Source organism: Sphingomonas hylomeconis, from assembly GCF_025370105.1.
Taxonomy (GTDB): Bacteria; Pseudomonadota; Alphaproteobacteria; order Sphingomonadales; family Sphingomonadaceae; genus Sphingomonas; species Sphingomonas hylomeconis.
Window position 1 is genome coordinate 1 of sequence record NZ_JANQBK010000015.1, and the last position, 22141, is coordinate 22141.

At 66.6% G+C, this 22141-nt stretch carries 20 protein-coding genes and 1 tRNA gene; 8 read left to right on the top strand and 13 right to left on the bottom strand.

What is annotated here, in order from left to right; genetic code table 11:
- Positions 1-134 precede the first annotated feature (134 nt).
- On the bottom strand, positions 135-941 hold the full coding sequence (locus NV401_RS15115; RefSeq protein WP_261295280.1) for an N-formylglutamate amidohydrolase: 807 nt from the start codon (positions 939-941) through the stop codon (positions 135-137).
- On the opposite strand from NV401_RS15115, the gene NV401_RS15120 reads away from it, so the two are divergent.
- The 6 genes from NV401_RS15120 (at position 935) to NV401_RS15145 (ending at position 7452) form a co-directional block, all read left to right on the top strand.
- Complete coding sequence (locus tag NV401_RS15120) at positions 935-1864, top strand: transglutaminase family protein (protein ID WP_261295281.1); 930 nt, start codon at positions 935-937, stop codon at positions 1862-1864. The two genes, NV401_RS15115 and NV401_RS15120, sit on opposite strands and share 7 nt — an antisense overlap.
- Positions 1858-2700 carry a transglutaminase-like domain-containing protein gene (locus NV401_RS15125; protein WP_261295282.1) on the top strand — a complete coding sequence of 281 codons (843 nt, stop codon included), beginning with the start codon at positions 1858-1860 and terminating at the stop codon, positions 2698-2700. Before NV401_RS15120 ends, NV401_RS15125 begins: the two co-directional genes overlap by 7 nt.
- A gap of 131 nt (positions 2701-2831) precedes the next feature.
- Positions 2832-4832, top strand: a complete 2001-nt coding sequence (locus NV401_RS15130) for a M3 family metallopeptidase (RefSeq protein ID WP_261295283.1) — start codon at positions 2832-2834, stop codon at positions 4830-4832.
- 96 nt (positions 4833-4928) lie between these two features.
- The gene (locus NV401_RS15135; RefSeq protein WP_261295284.1) at positions 4929-5393 is read left to right on the top strand and encodes a nuclear transport factor 2 family protein; all 465 of its coding nucleotides are present in this window, start codon (positions 4929-4931) and stop codon (positions 5391-5393) included.
- A 107-nt stretch (positions 5394-5500) separates the two neighbouring features.
- Entirely contained in the window at positions 5501-7276 is a 1776-nt protein-coding gene (gene recJ, locus NV401_RS15140) for a single-stranded-DNA-specific exonuclease RecJ (RefSeq protein ID WP_261295285.1), read from the top strand.
- A gap of 101 nt (positions 7277-7377) precedes the next feature.
- Positions 7378-7452, top strand: a tRNA-Glu gene (locus NV401_RS15145).
- Between the two features lie 728 nt (positions 7453-8180).
- Here the strand turns inward: NV401_RS15145 and NV401_RS15150 are convergent.
- Genes NV401_RS15150 through NV401_RS15170 form a run of 5 tightly spaced genes read right to left on the bottom strand, consistent with a single transcriptional unit; the run spans position 8181 to position 13352 of the window.
- The gene (locus NV401_RS15150; protein ID WP_261295286.1) at positions 8181-9632 is read right to left on the bottom strand and encodes a DcaP family trimeric outer membrane transporter; all 1452 of its coding nucleotides are present in this window, start codon (positions 9630-9632) and stop codon (positions 8181-8183) included.
- Positions 9633-9675: 43 nt separating this feature from the next.
- Positions 9676-10446 carry an aldolase/citrate lyase family protein gene (locus tag NV401_RS15155; RefSeq protein ID WP_261295287.1) on the bottom strand — a complete coding sequence of 257 codons (771 nt, stop codon included), beginning with the start codon at positions 10444-10446 and terminating at the stop codon, positions 9676-9678.
- A gap of 2 nt (positions 10447-10448) precedes the next feature.
- Positions 10449-11231: a 2-oxo-hept-4-ene-1,7-dioate hydratase gene (gene hpaH, locus NV401_RS15160; RefSeq protein WP_261295288.1), complete on the bottom strand. Its 783-nt coding sequence runs from the start codon at positions 11229-11231 to the stop codon at positions 10449-10451.
- Positions 11232-11241: 10 nt separating this feature from the next.
- Positions 11242-12093: a cyclase family protein gene (locus tag NV401_RS15165; protein ID WP_261295289.1), complete on the bottom strand. Its 852-nt coding sequence runs from the start codon at positions 12091-12093 to the stop codon at positions 11242-11244.
- On the bottom strand, positions 12090-13352 hold the full coding sequence (locus tag NV401_RS15170; RefSeq protein ID WP_261295290.1) for an MFS transporter: 1263 nt from the start codon (positions 13350-13352) through the stop codon (positions 12090-12092). Before NV401_RS15170 ends, NV401_RS15165 begins: the two co-directional genes overlap by 4 nt.
- Positions 13353-13508: 156 nt before the next feature.
- On the opposite strand from NV401_RS15170, the gene NV401_RS15175 reads away from it, so the two are divergent.
- Positions 13509-14405, top strand: coding sequence for a LysR substrate-binding domain-containing protein (locus NV401_RS15175; RefSeq protein ID WP_261295291.1), 897 nt, complete (start codon positions 13509-13511; stop codon positions 14403-14405).
- 33 nt (positions 14406-14438) lie between these two features.
- Here NV401_RS15175 and NV401_RS15180 read toward each other — a convergent pair whose 3' ends face one another.
- Both NV401_RS15180 and NV401_RS15185 read right to left on the bottom strand, forming a co-directional pair.
- Positions 14439-14582, bottom strand: a complete 144-nt coding sequence (locus NV401_RS15180; protein ID WP_261295292.1) for a hypothetical protein — start codon at positions 14580-14582, stop codon at positions 14439-14441.
- Positions 14583-14657: 75 nt separating this feature from the next.
- Positions 14658-16154: a CoA-acylating methylmalonate-semialdehyde dehydrogenase gene (locus tag NV401_RS15185; RefSeq protein WP_261295293.1), complete on the bottom strand. Its 1497-nt coding sequence runs from the start codon at positions 16152-16154 to the stop codon at positions 14658-14660.
- 87 nt (positions 16155-16241) lie between these two features.
- On the opposite strand from NV401_RS15185, the gene NV401_RS15190 reads away from it, so the two are divergent.
- Entirely contained in the window at positions 16242-17129 is an 888-nt protein-coding gene (locus NV401_RS15190; RefSeq protein ID WP_261295294.1) for a LysR family transcriptional regulator, read from the top strand.
- 76 nt (positions 17130-17205) lie between these two features.
- Here NV401_RS15190 and NV401_RS15195 read toward each other — a convergent pair whose 3' ends face one another.
- The 5 genes from NV401_RS15195 to NV401_RS15215 form a co-directional block, all read right to left on the bottom strand.
- Positions 17206-18228, bottom strand: a complete 1023-nt coding sequence (locus tag NV401_RS15195; protein ID WP_261295295.1) for a HAMP domain-containing sensor histidine kinase — start codon at positions 18226-18228, stop codon at positions 17206-17208.
- Positions 18221-19372 (bottom strand): response regulator transcription factor, encoded by a 1152-nt coding sequence (locus NV401_RS18835; RefSeq protein ID WP_261295445.1) that lies wholly within the window; start codon positions 19370-19372, stop codon positions 18221-18223. The genes NV401_RS15195 and NV401_RS18835 overlap by 8 nt, the downstream gene beginning before the upstream one ends.
- Positions 19373-19377: 5 nt before the next feature.
- Positions 19378-19872 (bottom strand): hypothetical protein, encoded by a 495-nt coding sequence (locus NV401_RS15205; RefSeq protein ID WP_261295296.1) that lies wholly within the window; start codon positions 19870-19872, stop codon positions 19378-19380.
- A 280-nt stretch (positions 19873-20152) separates the two neighbouring features.
- A complete protein-coding gene (locus tag NV401_RS15210; RefSeq protein ID WP_261295297.1) occupies positions 20153-21094 on the bottom strand; it encodes an NAD(P)-dependent oxidoreductase in 942 nt (313 codons plus the stop codon).
- The gene (locus tag NV401_RS15215) at positions 21091-22002 is read right to left on the bottom strand and encodes a BKACE family enzyme (protein WP_261295298.1); all 912 of its coding nucleotides are present in this window, start codon (positions 22000-22002) and stop codon (positions 21091-21093) included. The genes NV401_RS15210 and NV401_RS15215 overlap by 4 nt, the downstream gene beginning before the upstream one ends.
- Positions 22003-22141 lie beyond the last annotated feature (139 nt).

Consider the following 22141-nt stretch of genomic DNA (forward strand, 5'->3'; position numbering starts at 1 on the left):
TCGGATTCGGTCAAACGCTTTCTTGCACTTTTCCTACATTTTTCCCGAAAATGGCTGAAAACCGCCGTTTCTCAGGTAACGTATTCGTCATCTTGCGGCCCCGAGTGCGGGAACGAAATGCAATAACGGTCGAATCAGCCCCGATTCACGCTGTCCGCCGCCGCCCCCAGCGCTGCGGCCAGCCGCGCCGCCCAGGCAATGCAGCACTGGCTGGTGGCAATGAGATCCTGGCGCACCTCGATTTCGGCATAGGCACGCCCCCGTTCATAGGCATGGCGGGGCACGGTATAGTCGATCGTATCCATGCTATAGGGTTCGTTGTCCCCGACGGTCAGATCCCCTGCCCGCTCGAACGCCGCGATCAGCGCCCGGGCAAAGCCAGTGTTGCCGCGATCGTGCAGCACGCCGACCTGCCACGGTCGCGGCACGGCCTGCATCGCCGGGGTGAAGCTGTGCAGCGACACCAGGATCGTCTCCATGCCGGCCGCGTCGCGGCGCGCCAGCTCGGCGCCGATCGCATCCTGATACGGCACCTGGATGGCAGCCACGCGCGCGGCGCGCTGCTCGGCCGTCAGCGCCTGGTTGCCGGGCACGATAGTAAGGTCGCTCACCTCTGGCATCGCATCGGCGCGCGCCGGATCGCGATTGCAGTCGATCACCAGCCGCGAATAGGTCTGGCGGATGAACACCGCGTCCAGACGTTCGGCCAAAAGCGGCCCCAGTTCGCCGATGCCGATGTCCCAGCCGATATGCCGCTCGAGCTCGGCCGCGGGTAGGCCCAGCGACGCCAAGCCTTCCGGCACGAGATTTCCGGCATGATCGCCGATCAGCAGGAACGATGAAGCGCCGGCGGGGTTGAATATCCGAACCGGCGATGGATCATGTGCCGAGAGCAGCGTCTTACCCGAGACGTTGTCGCTGCGACGAGTATCCGATGCCATTCCTGAACCTTTCACACATTACGCGTTACACCTATCGCCAGCCGGTATCCTTTGGCGAGCACCGCATCATGGTGCGCCCGCGCGAAAGTTACGACCAGCATCTGATCGACGCCGAACTCAACATCGACCCCGCGCCGGCCGATATCCGCTGGCTGCAGGACGTGTTCGGCAATTCGGTGGCGATCGCGACGTTCGACCGGCCGGCGCGCGAACTGGTGTTCGACAGCCAGATCCGGCTGCAGCACATGCCGAGCGAGCTGCAGCACGTCGATATCGAGGATTACGCGCAGGGCTATCCGTTCACCTATTCGAGCGAGGACATGCCCGATCTGCTGCGCTCGATCGAGCGCCAGCATCATGATCCGCAGCGCCAGATCGACAGCTGGGCGCGCCGCTTCGTCAATACCGATGGCCCGACCGACACGCTGCACATGCTCTCCGAGATGACCCGCGCGATCAAGCGCGAGTTCACCTATGTCGGCCGCCCCGAAAAGGGCACGCAATCGCCGATCGAGACGCTTGCCCGCCGCAAGGGCACCTGCCGAGATTATGCCATGCTGATGATCGAGGCGGTGCGCGCGCTGGGCTTCGCCGCGCGCTTCGTCTCCGGCTATGTCTACAACCCCACGGCCACCGAGGCGCGCACGGGCGGCGGCAACACGCATGCCTGGGTACGCGTCTATCTGCCCGGCTCCGGCTGGGTCGAGTTCGACCCGACCAACGGCATCGTCGGCAGCCGCGGACTGATCCGCGTCGCGGTGGCGCGCGACATCTACCAGGCCGTGCCGATTTCCGGCACGTGGAGCGGCTTTCCCGGCAGCTTCCTCGACATGACCGTCTCGGTCGACATCAACGTCGACCGTTCCGTTTCCGACAAACCCCGACCCGCCGACCTCAAGCCCAGAAAGACGACCATATGCTGATTCGTACCGGCTACGACATCCGTTACGAGACTGAGGTGGCGACGCCGTTGATGGCGATGCTCAGTCTCCACCCGTCGCGTAACCGAGATCTGCGCACACCGCACCGTATCGTGACGACGCCCGAGGTGCCGATGTACGACTATACCGATGCGTTCGGGAACATCTGCACGCGCCTCACCGTGCCCGCGGGCGGGCTGACGCTCAGCTGCGACTTCGTGATCGAGGATTCGTTCCAGAAGGATCCCTACAGCCCGGATGCGATCCAGCACCGCGTCGAGGATCTGCCCGACGACGTGCTCGTCTACCTGCTCGGCAGCCGCTATTGCGAGACCGACCGCCTGTCCGACACCGCCTGGGGCCTGTTCGGTCATGTCGCGCCGGGCTGGGAACGCGTCGCGGCGATCGTCGCGTTCACGCACAACCACATCACCTTCGGCTATCAGCACGCCCGCCCGACCAAGACCGCGTGGGATGCGCATCAGGAACAATTGGGCGTGTGCCGCGATTTCGCGCATCTCGCGATCACGCTGTGCCGCTGCATGAACATCCCGGCGCGCTACTGCACCGGCTATCTCGGCGACATCGATATCCCGCCGATCCCCGGGCCGATGGATTTCTCCGCCTGGTTCGACGTCTATCTCGGCGGCGGCTGGCACACGTTCGATGCACGGCACAACAAGCAGCGCGCCGGGCGGCTGCTGATGGCGCGCGGGCGCGATGCGACGGATACCGCGCTGACCACGACGTTCGGGCCGGCGCAGCTGGCCGGATTCCATGTCCATACCGACAAGGTTGAGACGATCGACATGAGTTCGCCGCCGGCGGCGCGGCCGTAGGCGATCGCGCTACGGTCTCTGGCTGCCGGTTCTCCTGCGACCGTAGGTGCACAGCGTCGCCGGCGACCTTCTCTGTAACCCTGGGCTCCGGCGTGCGCCGGAGCACGGCATTATATGACCGGTATGTTCCCATGATCGAAACGCTGCTCGCCCCCTCGCCGCTACCGTTCGCGGCGCCGCCGTTCGACCGGATCGATCCCGCGGCCTATTTGCCCGCCATTCGCCAGGGCATTGCCGAAGCCGCGGCGGACATCGCCGCGATCGTCGAGGATCCCGCCCCGCCGAGCTTCGACAACACGATCGTCGCGCTGGAGCGGGCGGGCGCACGCCTGGCGCGCGCGCGGCGGATCTTCTGGACCGTGTCCTCGGCGCAGGCCGACGAGACGATCCACGCGATCGAAGCCGAGATCGGCGCCCTGCTCACCGCGCATGGCACCTCGATCGGCCACAATCCCGACCTGTTCGCGCGCGTGAAGAGCGTGTGGGAAGCGCGCGACACCGCCGGGCTCAACAATGCGCAGGCCCGGCTGCTCGAGCACGGCTATCGCGGCTTCGTCGATGGCGGCGCCCTGCTCGACGCCGCGGACAAGGCGCGGTTCGCCGCGATTGCCACCGAACTCTCCAGTCTCGGCACGCTGTTCGGGCAGAATGTCATGGCCGCCGCGGCCGACTGGCACCTGTTGCTCGACCCCGCCGATCTCGACGGCCTCCCACAGGCACTGCGCGAGTCCAGCGCGCGGCGGGCCGAGGCGCGCGGCGATCGCGGCAAGCACCTGATCACGCTCGATCGCGGCGATGCCGAGAATTTCCTGACCTTTTCCACGCGGCGCGATTTGCGCGAAACGCTGTGGCGCGCCTTCACCACGCGCTGCGACGGCGGCGCGCACGATAATCGCGACATCGTCGACCGCATGCTGGCGCTGCGCCGCGAGCGCGCCGCCCTGCTCGGTTATAAGAGCCATGCCGATTACGCGCTGGTCGACAGCATGGCCAAGACACCCGACGCCGCCGAGGCGCTGCTGATGCGCGTCTGGACGCCGGCGCTGGCGCAGGTCGCGGCCGAGCAGGCGGAACTGCAGGCGGTCGCACGATCCGATGGCCAAACGGCCGAGATCGCCCCGTGGGACTGGCGCTTCTATGCCGAACGCGTGCGGCGCGACCGCTATGCGCTCGACGGCGCCGAGGTGAAGACATATCTCACGCTCGATCGCGTCCGCGCCGCCGCGTTCGATTGCGCGGCGCGGCTCTATGGGCTGACCTTCGAGCGCCGCCAGGATCTGCCCGGCTGGCATCCCGATGTCGACGCCTGGGCCGTGTCCCGCAACGGTGCGACCATCGGCCTGCTCTATACCGATTATCTCGCGCGGCCCGAAAAGCATGGCGGCGCCTGGATGGGCAGCCTGCGCGTTCAGGAGAAGATCGACGCGCCGGTCGTGCCGCCCGTGCTGCCGATCACCTATCTCGTCGCCAATTTCGCCAAGGCCCCGCCGGGCGCCGACACCGCCTTGTCGATCAGCGAGGCCCGGACGCTGTTCCACGAATTCGGCCATGCGTTGCACGCCTTGCTCTCCGACGTGACCTATCCGAGCCAGGCCGGCACCGCGGTGGCACGCGATTTCGTCGAATTCCCCTCCAAGTTCATGGAACATTGGATCGTCGCGCCGGACACGCTGGCCCGGTTGGGGATGCCGGCCGATCTGATCGCGGCGATCGGCCAGGCCGACGATTTCGGCCAGGGCTTCGCGACGATCGAGCTGGTCGCCTCGTCGCTGCTCGATCTCGCCGTGCATCGCAGCACGGAGGCCGCGCCCGATTCCGCCGCGATTACCCGCGCGACGCTCGACCGCATCGCGATGCCCGCCGCGATCGCGCCCCGCCACGGGCTGACGCATTTCACCCATATCTTCGATGGCGGCTATGCCGGCGCCTATTATTCCTATCTCTGGGCCGAAGTGCTCGACGCCGATGCCTTTGCCGCGTTCGAGGATATTTTCGATCCCGCGCTGGCCGATCGCTTCCGCCGCGAGATCCTTGCCCCCGGCAATAGCCGCGATCCGCTCGCTTCGTTCATTGCCTTTCGCGGTAGGCCGCCGGAAGAGGCGCCGCTGCTGCGAGACCGCCGCCTGGCTTGACATATTCGAACTTTGGGTATGCAATCGACCGTCGCTTAGATGCATCGACGGCACCCTTCCGTGCTCCGATCGCTTGCCGGGCGCTGGAGAGAGACGATGGGCTGCATTTCCGCAATCGACCACCCGACCAGAGTCGAGGTGCAGGAACTGCTCAGCCGCTATTGCCATTACCTCGATCACGATCGCGGCGATTGCTGGGCCAAGCTGTTCACGCATGACGGCGTGTTCGAGGAAAGCGACGGGCTGACCCTGCGCGGCCCAGCCGAGCTCGGTTCGCTGCCCAGCATCATCCGCCGCGACGGTGGCGGGATGCTGCGCCACATGATCAGCACGATCATCGTCGATCGCTGTGACGCGTCGCGCGACCTGATCGTGTCGGCATACGGCCCGGTCGCCGATCTGCGTGGCGACGGCGGCATCTCGACCTTCTACGACTATCACATCCGCATCAATCGCGTGCCCGCGTGGCGCATCGCGCGCATCGTCGCGACCCGCGTCGGCGGCGTCCCCGTGCTGCTGCCCCACGCACAGGCCCAGGCCGAGGGGACGCTGCACAGCTAGGCCGGGCCTCCGGGGCCGCTAGTTCCGCCCGCAGCCCGCCTGTGGGCGCGAAGGATTTGCCGCGCGCCCTTCCCTCGCCTTCCCCGTCGGTTTACCAAGCGGCGTTCATGAACACCGTCCTCAACATCACCAAATCGATCCTCGGCCAGCCGTGGCGCTGGCGCGCGCTGGCCACCGACACGCGCGATCCGGGCTTCGCGCCCGACGATCTCGTCACGCAGCTGCTGCTCGCGCGCGGCTGCCCGCGCGAGGAACTGGAGGCGCACAAGGCGCCGAGCATCCGCAGCTTCATGCCCGACCCGTCGATCTTCCGCGACATGGACCGCGCCGCCGAGCGGCTGGCCGATGCGATCGCGGCGCAGCAATCGGTGGTCATCTTCGGCGATTACGACGTGGATGGCGCGACCTCCGCCGCGCTGATGATCCTGTTGCTGCGCGATCTCGGGCTCGACGCCACGGCCTATATCCCCGACCGCCTGATGGAGGGCTATGGCCCGTCGGGCACCGCGCTCGTCAAATTGAAAAATGACGGCGCCGAGCTGATCGTCACGGTCGATTGCGGCGCGCAGGCGTTCGAGGCGCTGGACGCGGCGCGCGATGCCGGCGTCGACGTGATCGTCGTCGACCATCACAAATGCGCGCTCGCGCTCCCGCATGCGCATGCCGTGGTCAATCCCAACCGGCTCGACGAGAGCCAGGGCAAGGATGGGGGCGCCACGCACGGCCATCTCGCGGCGGTCGGCGTGGCCTTCCTGCTCGGCGCCGCGCTGATCCGCGTGCTGCGCGCGCGCGGCGCGTTCAAGGACCGGCCGGAACCGCGGCTGCTCGACCTGCTCGACATCGTCGCGCTCGGCACCGTGGCGGATGTCGCGCAGCTGCGCGGGCTCAACCGCGCGTTCGTGGCACAGGGCCTCAAGGTGATGGCGCAGCGCCGCAATATCGGGCTCAACGCGCTGATCTCCGCCTCGCGCCTGACCCGCGCGCCGACCTGCACCGATCTCGGCTTTGCGCTGGGCCCGCGCATCAATGCCGGCGGCCGGGTCGGCAAGTCCGATCTCGGCGTCCGGCTGCTGACCACGCGCGACCCGCAGGAAGCGGCCGACATCGCCGCCGAGCTCGACCGCCTCAACGAGGAACGGCGCGCGATCGAAGCGATCGTGCAGGAGGCGGCAGAGAGCCTGGCACAGGTCGCCAGAGAGCGCGCCGTGCTGGTCGTTGCCGGCCACGGCTGGCACCCCGGCGTGATCGGCATCGTCGCCGGCCGCCTGAAGGAGAAATACGGCCGCCCGGCGATCGTCATCGCGATCGACGAACACGGCGTCGGCAAGGGCTCGGGCCGCTCGATCGCTGGCGTCGATCTCGGCGCCGCGGTGCTCTCCGCCAAGGACAGCGGGCTGCTCGTCGCCGGCGGCGGGCACGCCATGGCCGCCGGCCTGACGATCGCCGAGGACCAGCTGGCCGCATTCGGCGACTTCCTCGAATCGCGGCTCGCCGAGGCCGTGACCCGGTCGATCGGCGACCGCGCCTTGCTGCTCGATGCCTTGCTCTCGCCCGGCGGCGTGACCCCTGCCCTGGTCGATTCGATGGAGCTGGGCGGACCGTACGGCATGGGCTGGCCGCAACCCAGGATCGTCACCGGGCCGGTGCGGATCATCAAGGCCGACGTGGTCGGCAGCGGGCATGTCCGCCTGATCGTGGCGGGCGACGACGGCCGCAGCTTCAAGGCGGTCGCCTTCCGCCAGGCCGAAACCGCGCTCGGCGCGGCGCTGCTCGGGGCGCCCCCGCACCGCAAGCTGTGGCTCGCCGGCCGCGCCCGGATCGACGATTGGGGCGCCAGGCCCGCCGCCGAGCTGCATCTCGACGACGCCGCCTGGGCGGAATGAGCGCTTATCGTGCGGAAACGACAGATAAGCTCACGCAGCGGGTTGACCCGGCGCGCGGCTTTGCCTAGTCGGCGCTTCCACCAACCGGCGCTTGCCGGCATGGCCCCTTCGTCTAGCGGTTAGGACGCGGCCCTTTCACGGCTGAAGCACGGGTTCGATTCCCGTAGGGGTCACCATCGGCAATCAGCCGTTTGTGACTACATGCAGTTTTGAGTTTGCCCCCGGCAAAGACATGTTCCGGTCCCCGGCGCTTTGGCGAACGTTCCCTTGGCGGCTACAAGGTCGCTGGCGCGCTTGCTGGGGTGACGCACCATCTTGGGCACCATGCCGAGGATTGTACGATGGGAACGCATTCGGTCCGTTCCCGCCGGTCCGCTTGGCAAAGCCTTGCCTACGCGTGCAGACAAGTGGTCACCGCCCGGACATCACGTTGCTGGCCGGGCGCGCGTCGGACCGCGGCGGCGCTGTATTGTGCGGCAGGACAGGCGCGCGACGGGTTATCGGCTACGCCTGTCCACGACATAGCGCCGCTCGGCTTTACGGTCACCACACTCACGCCGTGCGCCTTCAGCACCGACTTGCTCGCCACCCAATCGATCCGCAATAGCGACCCTGGAGAACGCGGCTCAGGCCGCGTCGCTTGGTCGAGCTTCCGACGCGCCTGGCGCCGCGGATGGGCGGCAGCTCGGCGATCCCGTCCGAGCGGCGATGGCGCTGTTGGACGTCGTCGATTCCGACCATCCACCGCTGCACGTCCTGTTCGGGTCCAACGCCCTGCGCCGCCCCCGTGAGAAGCTGGACGCGATGGCCCCGCAGTTGGCGCCATTTCGATATAGCGCCCCACGCGAGCGTAATGGACTGCGGCTTTGGCCTTACAGAACCTCAGATCGAAGCTGGCGCACGTTCAAAAGCTTTGCTTCACGGTGAATTGCAGGCGATCGAGCGCACCGCTGTCGCCATTCCCCAGAACGCGTTCGGTGTGTCGGAATTCGGCGCCCAGATCGAGCCGGGGCAGCGGGGAGACGAACAGGTTGATGCCTGCCGACCATGCCCGTCGATTGGCGAAGGGCGACGTGATCCCCGCCGGATTATCGACATCCTGGAACGAGGCGGACACCGTGCTGCGTACGCCCGGGGCCCAGAAATGCCGTGCGGCAGCGAAGCCCGAAATCAGTTTCACGGTGTCGAGCTCGGTCGTCGTCGGCGAATAGACCGCGTCCGGCGCAAACGCGACGCCGATATAGCGTCCGATCCCGTTGCCCCCGGTCAGCATGAAGCGGAAATCGTCCCCCTTCCCCGTCGGCAATGGCGTATGGCCGGCAAAGGACAGGCCGTAGCCGGTGGCGGTGGCGTTTCCGGTAATATCGTCGGCACGCAATTGGCGGATCAAGCCTGCCAGCGACAATTCGGTGTCGCCACGCTTCCACAACAACCGCGCAATCGCATCGGGCATGCGATCGTCGTTATTGTCGGTCGCCACGGCGGCACCCGCGTCGATCGTCGTGGTCTCGGCATTTTCCAGCGCGACCTGCAGCGTCAACTGGTCGGACAGCGGCCGCGCGTAGCGCGCCAGCATCTGCCGGACGAACACGGTGCCTTCGGTCACGCCCAGGAAATCGGCGGTTTCGGGCAGCGCAGGCAGATATTGGAAGGTGCTCCAATCCTGCCCGACCGTCCAACCCTTGTACGACAAGGAGGCGCGCCGCAGGCCGAGATTATAGGCGTTGAGCGACCGTTCGTTGCCCTGCGTGCCCGAGGCGACCTGGAAATCGGCCTCGATCACGGTCGTCAGGTCGCTGTCGCCGATCGGCGTGCTGGTGAGGAATGCGATGCGCGTCTGTTTGGCGTGGGCGTCGAAATCGACCCCCTTCTGGCTACCACCGACCGGGATCGACTGCGGCACCGCGAAGTCGCGGCCAAGCGGGAATGTCGCGGTCGGGCCGCCGCTATAGCGGCTGAGCAGAACATCGGCCTTGATAAAGCCGGTGATCGTGAAGTCGGTCTGTCCGACGCGGAAGCCCTTGCTCGGCCGGCTCGCCGCGCTGGCTGCCTGCACAGGGGCTGCAGCACTGGGCGCCTGCTGGCGTGTCACCTCCGCGGCGGCCACGCGCAGGGGCGAAGATGCAGCGGCGGCGGGTGCCGGGGGAACGGTGGCGGCCACGGCCGGACCCGTTCGCGAGGCCGCTGCGGCACGAGTCGCGGCAAGTTCGGTCTCGACCGCCTGCAGCCGATCCTGGAGTTGCTTCAGCGTGTCGCGAAGCTGTCGTGTCTCCGCCGCATCGCTGGTTTGCGCATAGGCCGGCGACGCCGCTGCGATCAGGCCTGCAGCGCATAGCGCACCGATCTTCCGAGTCATGAATCTTTCCCGCATCGTCTGAATGAAATGAACTGGGCTGGGGTCAGGCGCGGCGCGGCGCTGCTGCCGCCAAGGCGTCGGCGCCGCGCGCGAGCAGCCCGGCATCCACGCCGGTCGCCGTGAACGTCGACCCCGCATCGACGCAGCGCCGGACGACTGCCGGATCGCCGCTCAGCAGACCGGCCGGCACGCCAAGCGACACCAGCCGCTCGATCGCGCCGACCAGCGCCTCGACGACCTCGGGATGCGATGGCTGGCCAACATGGCCGAAGCTCGCGGCGAGATCGGCGGGGCCGATAAACACGCCGTCCACGCCATCGACGGTCGCGATCTCGTCCAGGGCGTCCAGCGCGGCCCGTGTCTCAACCTGGACGAGCAGGCACAGTTCGTGCTCGGCCTGCACGGCATAGTCGCGCACCCGGCCGAACCGCGTGGCGCGCGTCAGCCCGGAGACGCCGCGAATGCCGTGCGGCGGATAGCGCATTGCGCGCACGGCGGCTTCCGCCTCGGCCGGGGACTGGACCTGCGGGATGAGCAAGGTCTGCGCGCCGATATCGAGGAAGCGTTTGATCAGCACCGGATCGTTGATCGCCGGTCGCACCAGCGCCGAGACATCGTAGCCGGCAGCGACCTGCAGCAGGCCGAGCGTCGTCTCCAGATCGGCGGGCGAATGTTCGGTATCGAACATCAGCCAGTCGAAACCGGCGCTGGCGACGGCCTCCGTAGCGTAGGCGCTAGACAGCGAGCACCACAGGCCAGTCTGCGCCTCACCGGCCTTGAGCCTTTGCTTGAAGCGGTTTTCGGGAATGTCCATGATCATGAGAACGACGTCGCGATGGCGCCCAACGGCCCGTAATCCGCGTGAATCACGTCGCCCGGCGCGACCGACACCGGCCGCGTGAACGATCCGGCCAGCACGATCTCGCCCGCTTCCAGCCGCCCGCCGAGCGGCGCGAGCTTGTTCGCCAGCCAGGCGATGCCCGCCGCCGGATGGCCCATGACGGCCGCCGACACGCCCGATTCCTCGATGATGCCGTTCTTGGACAGGGTCGCGCCGACCCAGCGGATATCGACATCCATCGGCCGGATCGTGCGCCCGCCCAGGACGATCGCGCCGAACGCCGCATTGTCCGCGATCGTATCGGTGATCGCGCGCGGCACCTCGGTACGATAGGCGATGATCTCGAGGGCCGGCGTGACATAGTCGGTCGCGCGCAGCACATCGTGGACGCGGACGTTGGGTCCTTCCAGCGGCTGGCCGAGCACGAAGGCCAGTTCCACCTCGATGCGCGGCGCCATGAAGCGGCTCGCGGCGATCACGGCGCCATCGCTGAACACCATGTCGTCGAACATCACGCCGTAATCCGGCTCGGTGATCTTCGACGCCATCTGCATGGCACGCGAGGTCAGCCCGATCTTGTGCCCAACGATCCTTGCGCCCTGCCCGATCCGCATCTCGGCCCATAGCCCCTGGATGGCATAGGCATCCTCCAGCTCGATCGCCGGGTAGGTATGGCTGAGCTGCGGAATGGTCCTGCCGTCGCGGTCAGCGCGGAACAGCGCTTCGGCGCCGGCGCGGCGATCTTCTGGTGAAAGCATGGTCTGTCCTTCAGGCGAGCGCGATGGGGCGCAGCGGCGCGCCCGTGGCGCCGGCGATCTTCGGTGGCAGCGCGACCAGCGCGACCGTGCGGTGCGGGCTGGCGGCGAGCGCCTGCAGATCGAGGTTCTCGATGATGTGGATGCCGTGTTCGGCAATCAGGATCTTGTGCACCTCGAGCGTGATATCGTGGTGGTTCATCACCTCGAACGCCGAGGTATCGGAGCCGACCGCGAACGGCCGGTGCGCCGCGAGCCACCGCCCTGCCTCGACGCCCGGCCCCGGCGCGCCGGCCGAATCCAGCCCGAGATAGCGAGGCGAATCCGCCCAATAGGCAGCCCAGCCGCTGCGCAGCAGGACGACGTCGCCAGGCCGGATCTCCGTATCCGCGGCAGCCAGGCAGTGGTCTAGATCGGCGGCAGTCACTTCATAGGCCGGTTCGAGCGCGTCGACGCCCAGCACGCCCGCCACATCGAGCAACACGGCGCGGCGGAAGATCGGCGCGATCGTCTCGGCACCGAGAACCTTGAACAATTCGGTGCCGGCCTGCGCCTCCGCCGCATCGATCCCACCGAACAGTTTGCCATGCGACGAGGCGTGGCACAGCGCATCGATATGCGTTCCCGAATGCAGGCTGCCGCACATCAGCTCATTGGCCGAGGAATGGCCGCAATAGCGCACCGTATCGCCGTGGCGGTTGTTCAGCGTGATATGGAACGGCGGGTGCGCCGGATGGATCGGCATGCCCTTGGCCATCACGTGGCTGAGATCGAACTGCGCCGCGCCCGCCGTATCGGCCAGCCAGGTGTCGATATCGAAGCCAGCAGGGGCAAGCGACGCGGCGTTAATGTTGAGCTCGGTCACTGAAGCTCGGCTCCTTTGGTTTCGGGCAGGAAGAACAGGACGATGAAGCCGGCCAGCGCGAAGAAGCCGGCGGTGAAGGCGAGCGCGCCGCTGATCCCGTAGGATCCCGACAACAGGCCGACCATCGCCGGGGCGACCGCGGCCGATGCCCGGCCGGTATTGTAGATGAAGCCCTGCGCGGTCGCGCGGATCTGGGTCGGGAACAGTTCGGCGAAGGTCGGCGCGAAACCGCTGTAGAAACCGGTGCCGAAGAAGGCGACGATCGGCCCGAAGATCAGCAGGATCGTGGGATCATGGATCATCGTATAGGCTGGCACGGCCAGTGCGGAGATGAAGAAGAAGGTCATGAACGCCGCCTTCCGCCCGATCGAATCCGCGATATAGCCGAACGTCACGAACCCGGCGGCAGCGCCGACCTGCATGATCACGATCCAGGTCGTCGATTTGACGAGGTCGAGGCCAGGCCCGCCGGCCGCGACCGGCGTCGCGAGATAGGTCGGGATCCAGGTGAACAGCCCCCAATAGCCGCACATCGCCGCCGAGGTGAAGGCAAGCCCGACGATCGTGCTACGCTTATGCTCGCCGAACAGCAGCTTGATCGTCTGGCCGAAGCTGAGCCGCTCCTTCTGCTTGAGCCAGATTTCAGGTTCCGGCGTGTGACGGCGCACCCAGAAGGCGAACAGGGCCGGCACCAGACCGAAGAAGAACACGCCGCGCCAGCCGATATGTGGCAGCAGCAGCGCCGCGACGATCGCGGCCAGCGCATAGCCGGTGGCGAAGGCGGACTGGACCCAGGCCATCACCTTGGCGCGGTGTCGCGCCGGCCAGGTCTCGGTCAGCAACGCCGCGCCCGACGACCATTCGCCGCCGATGCCGATGCCGAGCACGATGCGGAACAGCAGCAACTGGGTGAGGTTCTGCGAAAAGCCGCAGAGCATGGTGCCGACCGAATAGCACAGGATCGACAGGACCATGGCCTTGGCGCGGCCGATGCGATCCGCGAGGAAACCGAAGATCAGGCCACCGAACGCGCTGGCTATCAACGTCACCGAGACGAGCATGCCGGCGGCCGATTTGTCCATGCCAAGATCGGGGCTGATGTACGCGATCATCATCGCGAACAGCATCAGATCCATGATATCGAGCGCCCAGCCGATATAGGACGACCAGAAGGTGGTCCACTGGGCCTTGGTGGCACCGATATACCACCGTTTGTCGGGCGCGGCCTGAGGACCGACGCCGCTGCTGGGACTTACCAAATTCTCTCTCCGGTACGGGGGTATCGATAGCTCTGCATGGCCATTTGCCCTGCGTTAAGCTGCCCCTACGCCAGCGAACAATTGATCTTTGTGGCCGTGCGCATGAGCCGTGCTCATGTGTGATGCATTTGTTCGCTCGATGCTTTAGCTGGCCTTATGTCCCAATCGTATCGCTCGCTCCCTCCGCTGCAGACGTTGCGGTGCTTCGAATCCGCCGCCCGCCTAGGCAGCTTCACCGCGGCGGCGGACGAACTGTGCGTTACGCAAAGCGCCGTCAGCCACCAGATCCGCGGGCTGGAAGAGACGTTGGGGCAGCAATTGTTCGAGCGGGTCGGCAATCGCATGATGCTGACCTCGGTGGGGCGATCGCTCGCAATCGAGACCCAACGCGCGCTCGATTATCTCAGCCAGGCTTATGCGGTGGCGGACCCGGCCGAGCGCACCGGTGCGGAGGTGCTGCATTTCGCGACCCAGTTCGCGATCGTCGATCACTGGCTGTTGCCGCGCATGGCGCAGGTGCGGGCAGCGACCGAAGGCAGCGGCCTGCGCGTCACCACGCTCAACGACCTGTCGCAGCTTGCGCCGTCGAATGCCGATGTTGCCCTGGTCTACGGCAATGGGGAAATGCCCGACATGATCGTCGAGAAGGTCGGCGACGAGCGGATCTTCCCAGTGTGCAGCCCGGCGTTCCTCGCACGCTTTCCCGATTTGTCCCCGGAGACGATGCGGCGCGCGCCGCTGCTGCTGCATTCGGGCGTGACCTGGAACCTATGGCTGGAAAAGGCGCAGTTGCCGATCAGCTATCCGGAACAGCCGATCTATTTCGATGACGCCGCCTTCACCATCCGCGGCGCGATCCTCGGCCACGGCATCGCCATGGCGCGTGCCGCGCTGGTGCAGCGGTATCTGGCGGATGGTACGCTGGTGCGGCCGTTCGCGCTGAGCGTCTCCGGCCTGTTCAGCTACTATCTCGGCTGGCGCTCGGATGCGATCCGCCGCCGCCACCTCGCGCTGCGCGCGCAGATATTCGACGGTTTTCGCGGCGGCGGCTGACCCGGGCAAGGGATTGGGCCGCCGCTGCGATGCTTACGGTCCTTCGTGCAGCGGATCCGTGCCCGGCTCCGGCTCATCGTCCATCGCGCTGCCAGTCTTCGGCGCGTCGGGCGCGGGCTTGGGGCGTTCCGCCGGGATCGGCTGATCGGCAGCGTCAGGCTTGCCGGTGGGTATCATGACTGTCTCCTCAACTCTTCAACGTCGTGCGGCCGGCCGAAGGTCCATCACGCGACCACCGGCCGGCCAGCGGGCTCACATCGTGGGAATGACGAAGCTCTGGTCGATCACCGATCCGCCGCTCGGCCAGCGCTGCGTGATCGTCTTGGTCCGGGTATAGAAGCGGATCCCGTCGCTGCCATATTGGTTGAGATCGCCAAAGCCCGAGCGCTTCCAGCCGCCAAAGCTGTGATACGAGACCGGCACCGGGATCGGCACGTTGATGCCGACCATGCCGACCTCGACTTCGCTGGCGAACTTGCGGGCAAAGTCGCCGTTGCGCGTGAAGATCGCCACGCCGTTGCCATATTGGTGGTTCGACGGATAGCTGACCGCCTCCTCGAACGTCCGCGCGCGAACGATCTGCAGCACCGGGCCGAAAATCTCGTCCTGATAGCTCTGCATGTCGGGGGTGACATGGTCGATCAGCGTTGGGGCAAGGAAATAGCCCTGCTCATAGCCCTGCAGCGAGAAATCGCGCCCATCGACGACCAGTTCGGCGCCCTCGTCGACCGACATCCGGATATAGTCCTCGATCCGCGCCTTGTGCTGTGCGCTGACCACCGGCCCGTAATGCGCCTGATCGTCGGTCGACACGCCGACGCGCAACTTGGCGATCTCGTGCACCAGTTTCTCGCGCAGCACCTCGGCGGTCTTTTCCCCGACCGGCACGACCACCGGCAGCGCCATGCAGCGCTCGCCGGCCGAGCCGTAGGCGGCGCCCAGGATGTCGGCGACCGCCTGGTCGATATCGGCATCCGGCATGACGATGCCGTGGTTCTTGGCGCCGCCCATGCATTGCATGCGCTTGCCGTTCGCCGCGCCGCGGCCATAGACATATTGCGCGATGTCGGACGAGCCGACGAAGCTCACCGCCTTGACGTCACGGTGATCGAGAATGGCATCGACCACCGTCTTGTCACCATGCACGACATTGAGAATGCCCGCCGGTAGCCCGGCCTCGACCGCCAGTTCCGCCAGCCGCACCGGCACCGACGGCGCGCGCTCAGATGGCTTGAGGATGAAGGCATTGCCGCAGGCGATCGCCGGCGCCAGCATCCACAGCGGGATCATCGCCGGGAAATTGAACGGCGTGATGCCGGCGACCACGCCGAGCGGCTGGCGCATCGAATAGACGTCGATGCCGGGCCCTGCCCCTTCGGTATATTCTCCCTTCATCAGATGCGGGATGCCGCAGACGAACTCGACCACGTCGAGACCGCGCTGCAGATCGCCCTTGGCATCCGAAATCACCTTGCCGTGTTCCGAGGCGAGCAGCCGCGCCAGCTCTTCGAGATTCTCTTTGATCAGCGTCTTGAAGCGGAACATCACGCGCGCGCGGCGCTGCGGGTTGGTCGCGGCCCAGGCCGGTTGCGCCGCCCGTGCGTTGGCGACGGCCTGATCGATCGTCGTGGCGTCCCCCAGATCGACCTGCGCCTGGATCTGGCCGAGCGTCGGCGCGAAGACGTCGCCGGTCCGCGCGCCGGACCAGGCAGCGGCCTCGCCGCCAATGAAATGGGTGATGTTGCGCATGATACTCTCCGATGTGCGTTGATGCACAGGGATACTCTGTATAAATGTGCGCAGAAACATCGGCGAAAGCGAATTAGTTGTGCAAATATGCAGAGCCTGAACTGGGATGACCTGCGCATCTTCCTTGCCGTGGCGCGGGAAGGACGGTTGCTTGCGGCGGCGCAGCGGCTCGGGCTCGACCATAGCACGGTGGCCCGCCGCATCACCGCGCTGGAGGCGGCGCTGGGCAGCCAGGTGATCGATCGATCGCCGCGCGGCGTGACGCTGACCCCCGGCGGAGAGGCATTGCTGCAGCATGCCGAGCGGATGGAAGCGGAGATGCTGCTCGCCACCGCCGATCTCGGCGAACGCAGCCGCGGCATTGCCGGATCGGTGCGGCTGGCGACGCCGGAAGCGTTCGGCACGTACCTCGTCGCCCCCAATGTCGGGCTGCTGCGGCAGCGACATCCCCAGATCCAGCTCGAACTGGCGCCGGAAAGCCGCACCGTCAGCCTGTCCAAACGCGAGGCGGATATCGCCATCGGCCTCAACCGGCCGCCCAGGGGCCGCGTCGTCGCGCGCAAGCTGGTGGATTACCGGCTCGGACTCTATGCCGCGGAGAGCTACCTGTCGGGCGCTGCACCGATCACCACGGTCGAGGCGCTGCGCCATCATCCGCTCGTCTGGTATATCGACGAACTGATCGACATTCCCGAACTGCGTTACTTCCACCAAATCGTCACCGACGCGCCGACCGTGTTCCGGTCGAGTTCGATCGCGGCCCAGCAGACCGCAGTCGCCAGCGGCTTGGGCCTCGGCGTCCTACACGCCTTCGCCGCCGAGCAGGATGCGCGGCTGGTACGGATATTGCCTGACGTCGAGATCACGCGAAGCTACTGGCTGATGTTCCACGCCGACCAGCAACGCCTCCCGCGCGTCCGTGCCGTGGTCGATTTCCTTGACGAGCTCGTACAGCTGAACCTCACGCGTTTTTAACCGGAGGAAGGCCGATATTCTCAAGGCGTTCGACGGCTTGGCGGTGAAGGTACAGCATACATTGCCGCAGAGCCGTTCATCGCGGCAATGCAACCTTGAACCGACCACCGCCCGCCCCGCCTGCGATGCAGCGCACGTCGCCCCCGTGTTGCCGTGCAATCTGACGAACGAGGCTGAGACCGAGGCCATATCCGCCATCAGTCTCGCTGGCACCGCGTGCCCTGTAGAACGGCGCAAAGATGGCCTCTCGCTCGCTCTGCGGGACGCCTGCGCCACCATCGCGGACCTCGAGCCCGATCTGCGTTGCAGATGCTGTCAGCGTCACGAGGATCGGTGTCCCGCCGCCATGGCGTTGCGCGTTGTCGAGGAGATTGCGGATCATCCGCCGCAGGAGGACCGCGTCGCCGGATATCTCCATTCGCTCTCCCGCGAACTGCGCGATCGCCCGCGCACATTCTTCGGCAACGATCGCAGTCAGGTCCACGGCCGTTGGTCTATGCTCATGCGTCGACATCCCGTCGAGGCGGCTTGCCAGCAAGACTTCCTCGACCAACTGGTCGAGCTCCATCACATTGCGCGCCAGTTCGGCGCGTACAGCCACCGACGGAGCCTCGGACAGCAGTTCGATCGCCATGCGGATACGCGCTAGCGGCGATCGCAGTTCGTGTGAGGCATTTGCCAGCAAGATCCGCTGCGCGCGCATCAACGCTTCGATACGCTCAGCCGATTGGTTGAAGCTCGTTGCCAGCTGCGCAACCTCGTCGCGCCCCTCGACCGCGACCCGGCTCGACAGGTCGCCCGCCCCCCAGGCATCGACGCTTGCCTGGAGCCGCTCGAGCCGGCGGGTGAGCCGGCGAACCACTGGGAACGCCGCGGCCGCCACCACCATCGCGATCGCCAGCAGCAACGCCAGCATGGCGAGATGCCCGCGGAAGCCCAGCATGGCCGCCGGCGCCGCGCCGTAGCGCAGGTGCGCCAGCCCAAAGAGCACTGCCGCCACGGTGAGGCTCGCCAGCAATGCGAGATAGATCCGCCAATAGAGGCGTTGCATCAGGCGCGGACGGTTGCTGCCACCGTCCGGCACGTCAGGCTCAATCATCCTGCACCCTTGCGAACACATAACCCGCCCCGCGCACGGTAATGATGCGCCGCGGCTGCCGGGAATCGTCTTCGATGGCGGCACGCAGGCGTCCGATATGGACGTCGATCGATCGGTCGAACGGCTCGTGGCTTTCCCCCTTCAGCGCGTCGATCAGCTGGTCGCGCGACAGCACGCGACCGGCGCGTTCGGCAAGCACCACGAGCAGATCGAACTGATAGGCAGTCAGCATGCAACGCTGCCCATCCAGCAGCGCTACACGGGCATCGCGGTCTATCTCCAGCCGCCCGAACCGCAGGCGCGGCAGGCTGTCCGCCGCCGCCAAAGCCGGTCGGCGCAGCACGGCGCGCAGTCTGGCCAGCAGTTCGCGGGGCTCGAACGGTTTGGGAAGATAGTCGTCGGCGCCCAGTTCCAGACCGATCACGCGGTCGAACGGATCGCCCTTGGCCGTGAGCATCACGATCGGCACCGCGCCTGCGGGCGACGGCAGGGCGCGAACGCGACGGCAGATGTCGAGCCCGTCGCCGTCGGGGAGCATAAGGTCCAGCAATACCGCCGCGAACTCCTCACGCTCGTGGTTGCACAAGGCGGCCAATCCCTCCTCACGGGTCGGTGCATGCGTAACGACATAGCCGTGCTGAGCCAGATAGGTTTCCACCATCGCCGCCAGCCGGCCATCGTCTTCTATCATCAGGATGCGCTGAGAAATGGCCTTGGCCTTCGAGATGATGCGAGGGTGTCCGGCAGACCATACAGGCTTCGCGCACCGCGCGAAGCCTGTCGGCCGAGTCCGACGATCGCTTGCCGTCAGCGACCCGCGTTTAACGCCAGTGCGGCGATTTCGACCGCTTTTGCCCCACGGGCCGCGGCAATCCGGTCGAACTGAACTGAAGCACGCGCTATCGCAGTTCGATTGCAGCGCACCTCGCTCACCTTCGCCGCCAGGGGCAGAACACCAGGGGTGTTGCATACCCGACGCGCTGCCGCGCGGATGCGCCTCTGGAGGGGTTGCCTTGCCGGCGTCGCCGAGCAGATCCAGATCGCCAAAGCTGACGCGTTCTATCAAGGCTTGGCGCGTTGAAAGCATCAGCGGAGCGGCACTGGCTTGGCCCGAAACAGCCACCATGCAGACGCCCACCAACATGAGCCTCACAGTCCCGCTCCGTTGCGATGGGCGGCCTTGAGATGCGCGGCCAACCGGACGCGTTGCGATGGTGTCAGCACCTCGGCGGCGTCGGCCAGCCGCCGGACGATCCGCCTCGAAACAAGGTCCGCCTGCTGCACTTGTTCTTGGCGCAGCGCCTCCAACCCGGCGCGGTCGACCGTCGATTGCAGCAACAAGAGGTGCGCACGTTGATGCGCGGTCGGGAACTGCGCGTGGAAGGCATTCAGATCGGTATGAACCGAATGCGCGATCATCTTCAGCTCGGCCCTTTGCTTGGGGGTGCCGTCAGGCAGGATTTTCGGAAATAGTGTGTCGAAGTGTGCGTCGATGACCGCAGGATCAGCCGCGGCCGAATGACCATGCGCTTGGTGTATTGCCGGCCCCGCCATGGCTAGACCAGCACCCGCGATCGCTGCGGTGCCGGCCGCGGCAGCCAGCAGTCCAGCGAGTAGTCGGCGGCGTTTGATATATTGGTTCATGGTGCAGCACTCCCTCCAAATCGTCCGACAACCTTTCGTCGGCCGCTCTGCAATGGCGGTGCGCCTAGGCTCCAGAATGTGTGCCGGGTAAAGTTTTGCAAAGTTCAACCGGCACCGCGTGGCGACACCAGTGGCAAAGCCGACCGTCCATGTCGCGCGATCGAACATCTGTTGGTCGCTCGTCTTCGCGCCGCGGCGAGAAAGTCAGTCGAACGACGCGCGCTGGCCGTCTGCGTCCCACACCGGATCCCGCCGCACTGCCAGAACGCCGGGCGGCGTATCAGCAAACATCGTCCGTCGGGGTGAGCAGTGGTTCGCCGCACAGATACCGCCGCACGTTTTCGTGTAGCTGCCAGCCCATTTCCCTGCCCGCTTCCTGCGTATATCCGCCAAGATGCGGGCTCAGCACGACATTGGGCACGCTGCTCCAAGCGGCCGACCGGACGGGTTCCTCGCAAAACACGTCAAGGGCGGCCCCAGCGATCGTACCAGCCGTCAAGGCGGCGATCAGGACATCCTCGTCGACGAGCGTCCCGCGCGAGACGTTGACGAGAAACCCCGCCGGTCCGAGCAGATGCAGGATTTCGGCATTGATCTGGACTGTGTTCCGCGCGTCGGCACGACCGGTCAGAATCAGGACCTGGCTCCAGTGCGCGAGAGTTGCCAGGCTGTCCGACCGAGCGAAGGGAGCGTCGGGCTTTTCCCGCGGCCCCCACCATCGCACGTCCATCTCATGCGCCGACAGACGCACGGCGGTGGCGAGCCCGATCCGGCCGAGGCCGACGATGCCGACACGTTGCCGGCGTAACGAAGGGCGCGGCGTCACGCCGTCGCGCCAGCGCCCCTCCCGCACGGCGCGGTCCGCGGCGATGACGCCGTGCTGCAGACCGAGCAACAGGGCGACCGCATGATCGGCGACGTCGTGCGCGTTGACCCCGGCGGCGGTGGTCAGCCGGATGCCGCGCGCGCGCAGATGCGCCAGATCGATCCCGGCATAGCCGGTCGCGAAGCAGGCGACGAGTTTCAGCCGCGGTAGCGCGTCGACGAGGCTATTGGGCAGCGGCTCACCTGCGCTGACCAGCACTTCGACCGACGCCGCAAGATCGTCGGAGACGCCATCGGCGATCGCCTCTGGCGGCACGATGCGGCAATCGGGCAAATCGGCCGCCGCGAGCCGGGGGAGCAGCGCCGCATTGTGGACGAGCACCGCCGGTCGTGTCACGCCGCCGTGGCTCCGATGCCGAAGCGGTTGCGCGCTTCCGCGACGCTCGCCGGCGCCAAACCATAGATTGCGGCGATCCTGACCGCCGCCGCCACCATTTCGCTATTGTCGCGTCCGACGGTGCCGTCGGGCAAATGAACACCGTCCTCGAACCCGACGCGCACGAGATCGCACCCCATCGAGAGCCCCAGCGTCACGATCCTGAACATGTCGCGCCCGGTCGCCGTCACGCCCCAGATCGCCTTGGGGAAGAGCCGCAGCCCCTCGTCGATCGCGAACAGCACGTTGCGCGAGATCGGCGGCGTGGAGCCGAAGCCGCCGCCGTGCAGCAGCCAGATATTCTCACGGTGGCGATCGAACAGCCCTTCGTTCGCATAGCGCAGCAGGCGGTGCAGCGTGCTTGCCTCGATCACCTCATATTCGAGCGCGCTGCCCTTGGCATAGACCGCCTCGATCGTCTTCTTGAGCAGTTCGGGCGAGTTCACATAAGGCGTCTCGCCGGGATAGCCGCCCTCGGGATTGTAGAAATCGGCCGAACCGGCGGCGATCCCGAACAGATCCTGTTGCGGCTCGATCGAGAGCAGGCCGAGCCGCTCGGTGTCGTCGGGCCAGTACAGCTGGCCGGTCACCGGATCGCGCCGCACCCCGATGCCGTTGGTGGTCTGGATCAGGATCGGCGAGCGCGCCCGGATCTCGCGGATGATCGCCGAATAGATTGCGGGATCGCCGCTGTTCTTGCCGTCCGGCCCACGGGCATGGACGTGGACCACGGCGGCCCCCGCCTCATGGCACCGCGCCGCCGCCTCGCCGATCTCGACCGGCTGCTTCGGAATGATCGCGCCGTCGCGATCCTGTTGCATGCCACCGTTCAGCGCGACCGTGATGATGACCTTGTTGCCTTCGAGCACTTGGCTCTCCCCTCCAGTGATGCGGGCAACCTTGGCGACGGCGCCGGGAGGCGTCTGTCCTCTTGCGCCGGGACAGTCGCACGGTCACCATCGCCGTCCCCTCGAGAGGGGACAAGCGGCGCGCTGGCGATATGCGAGA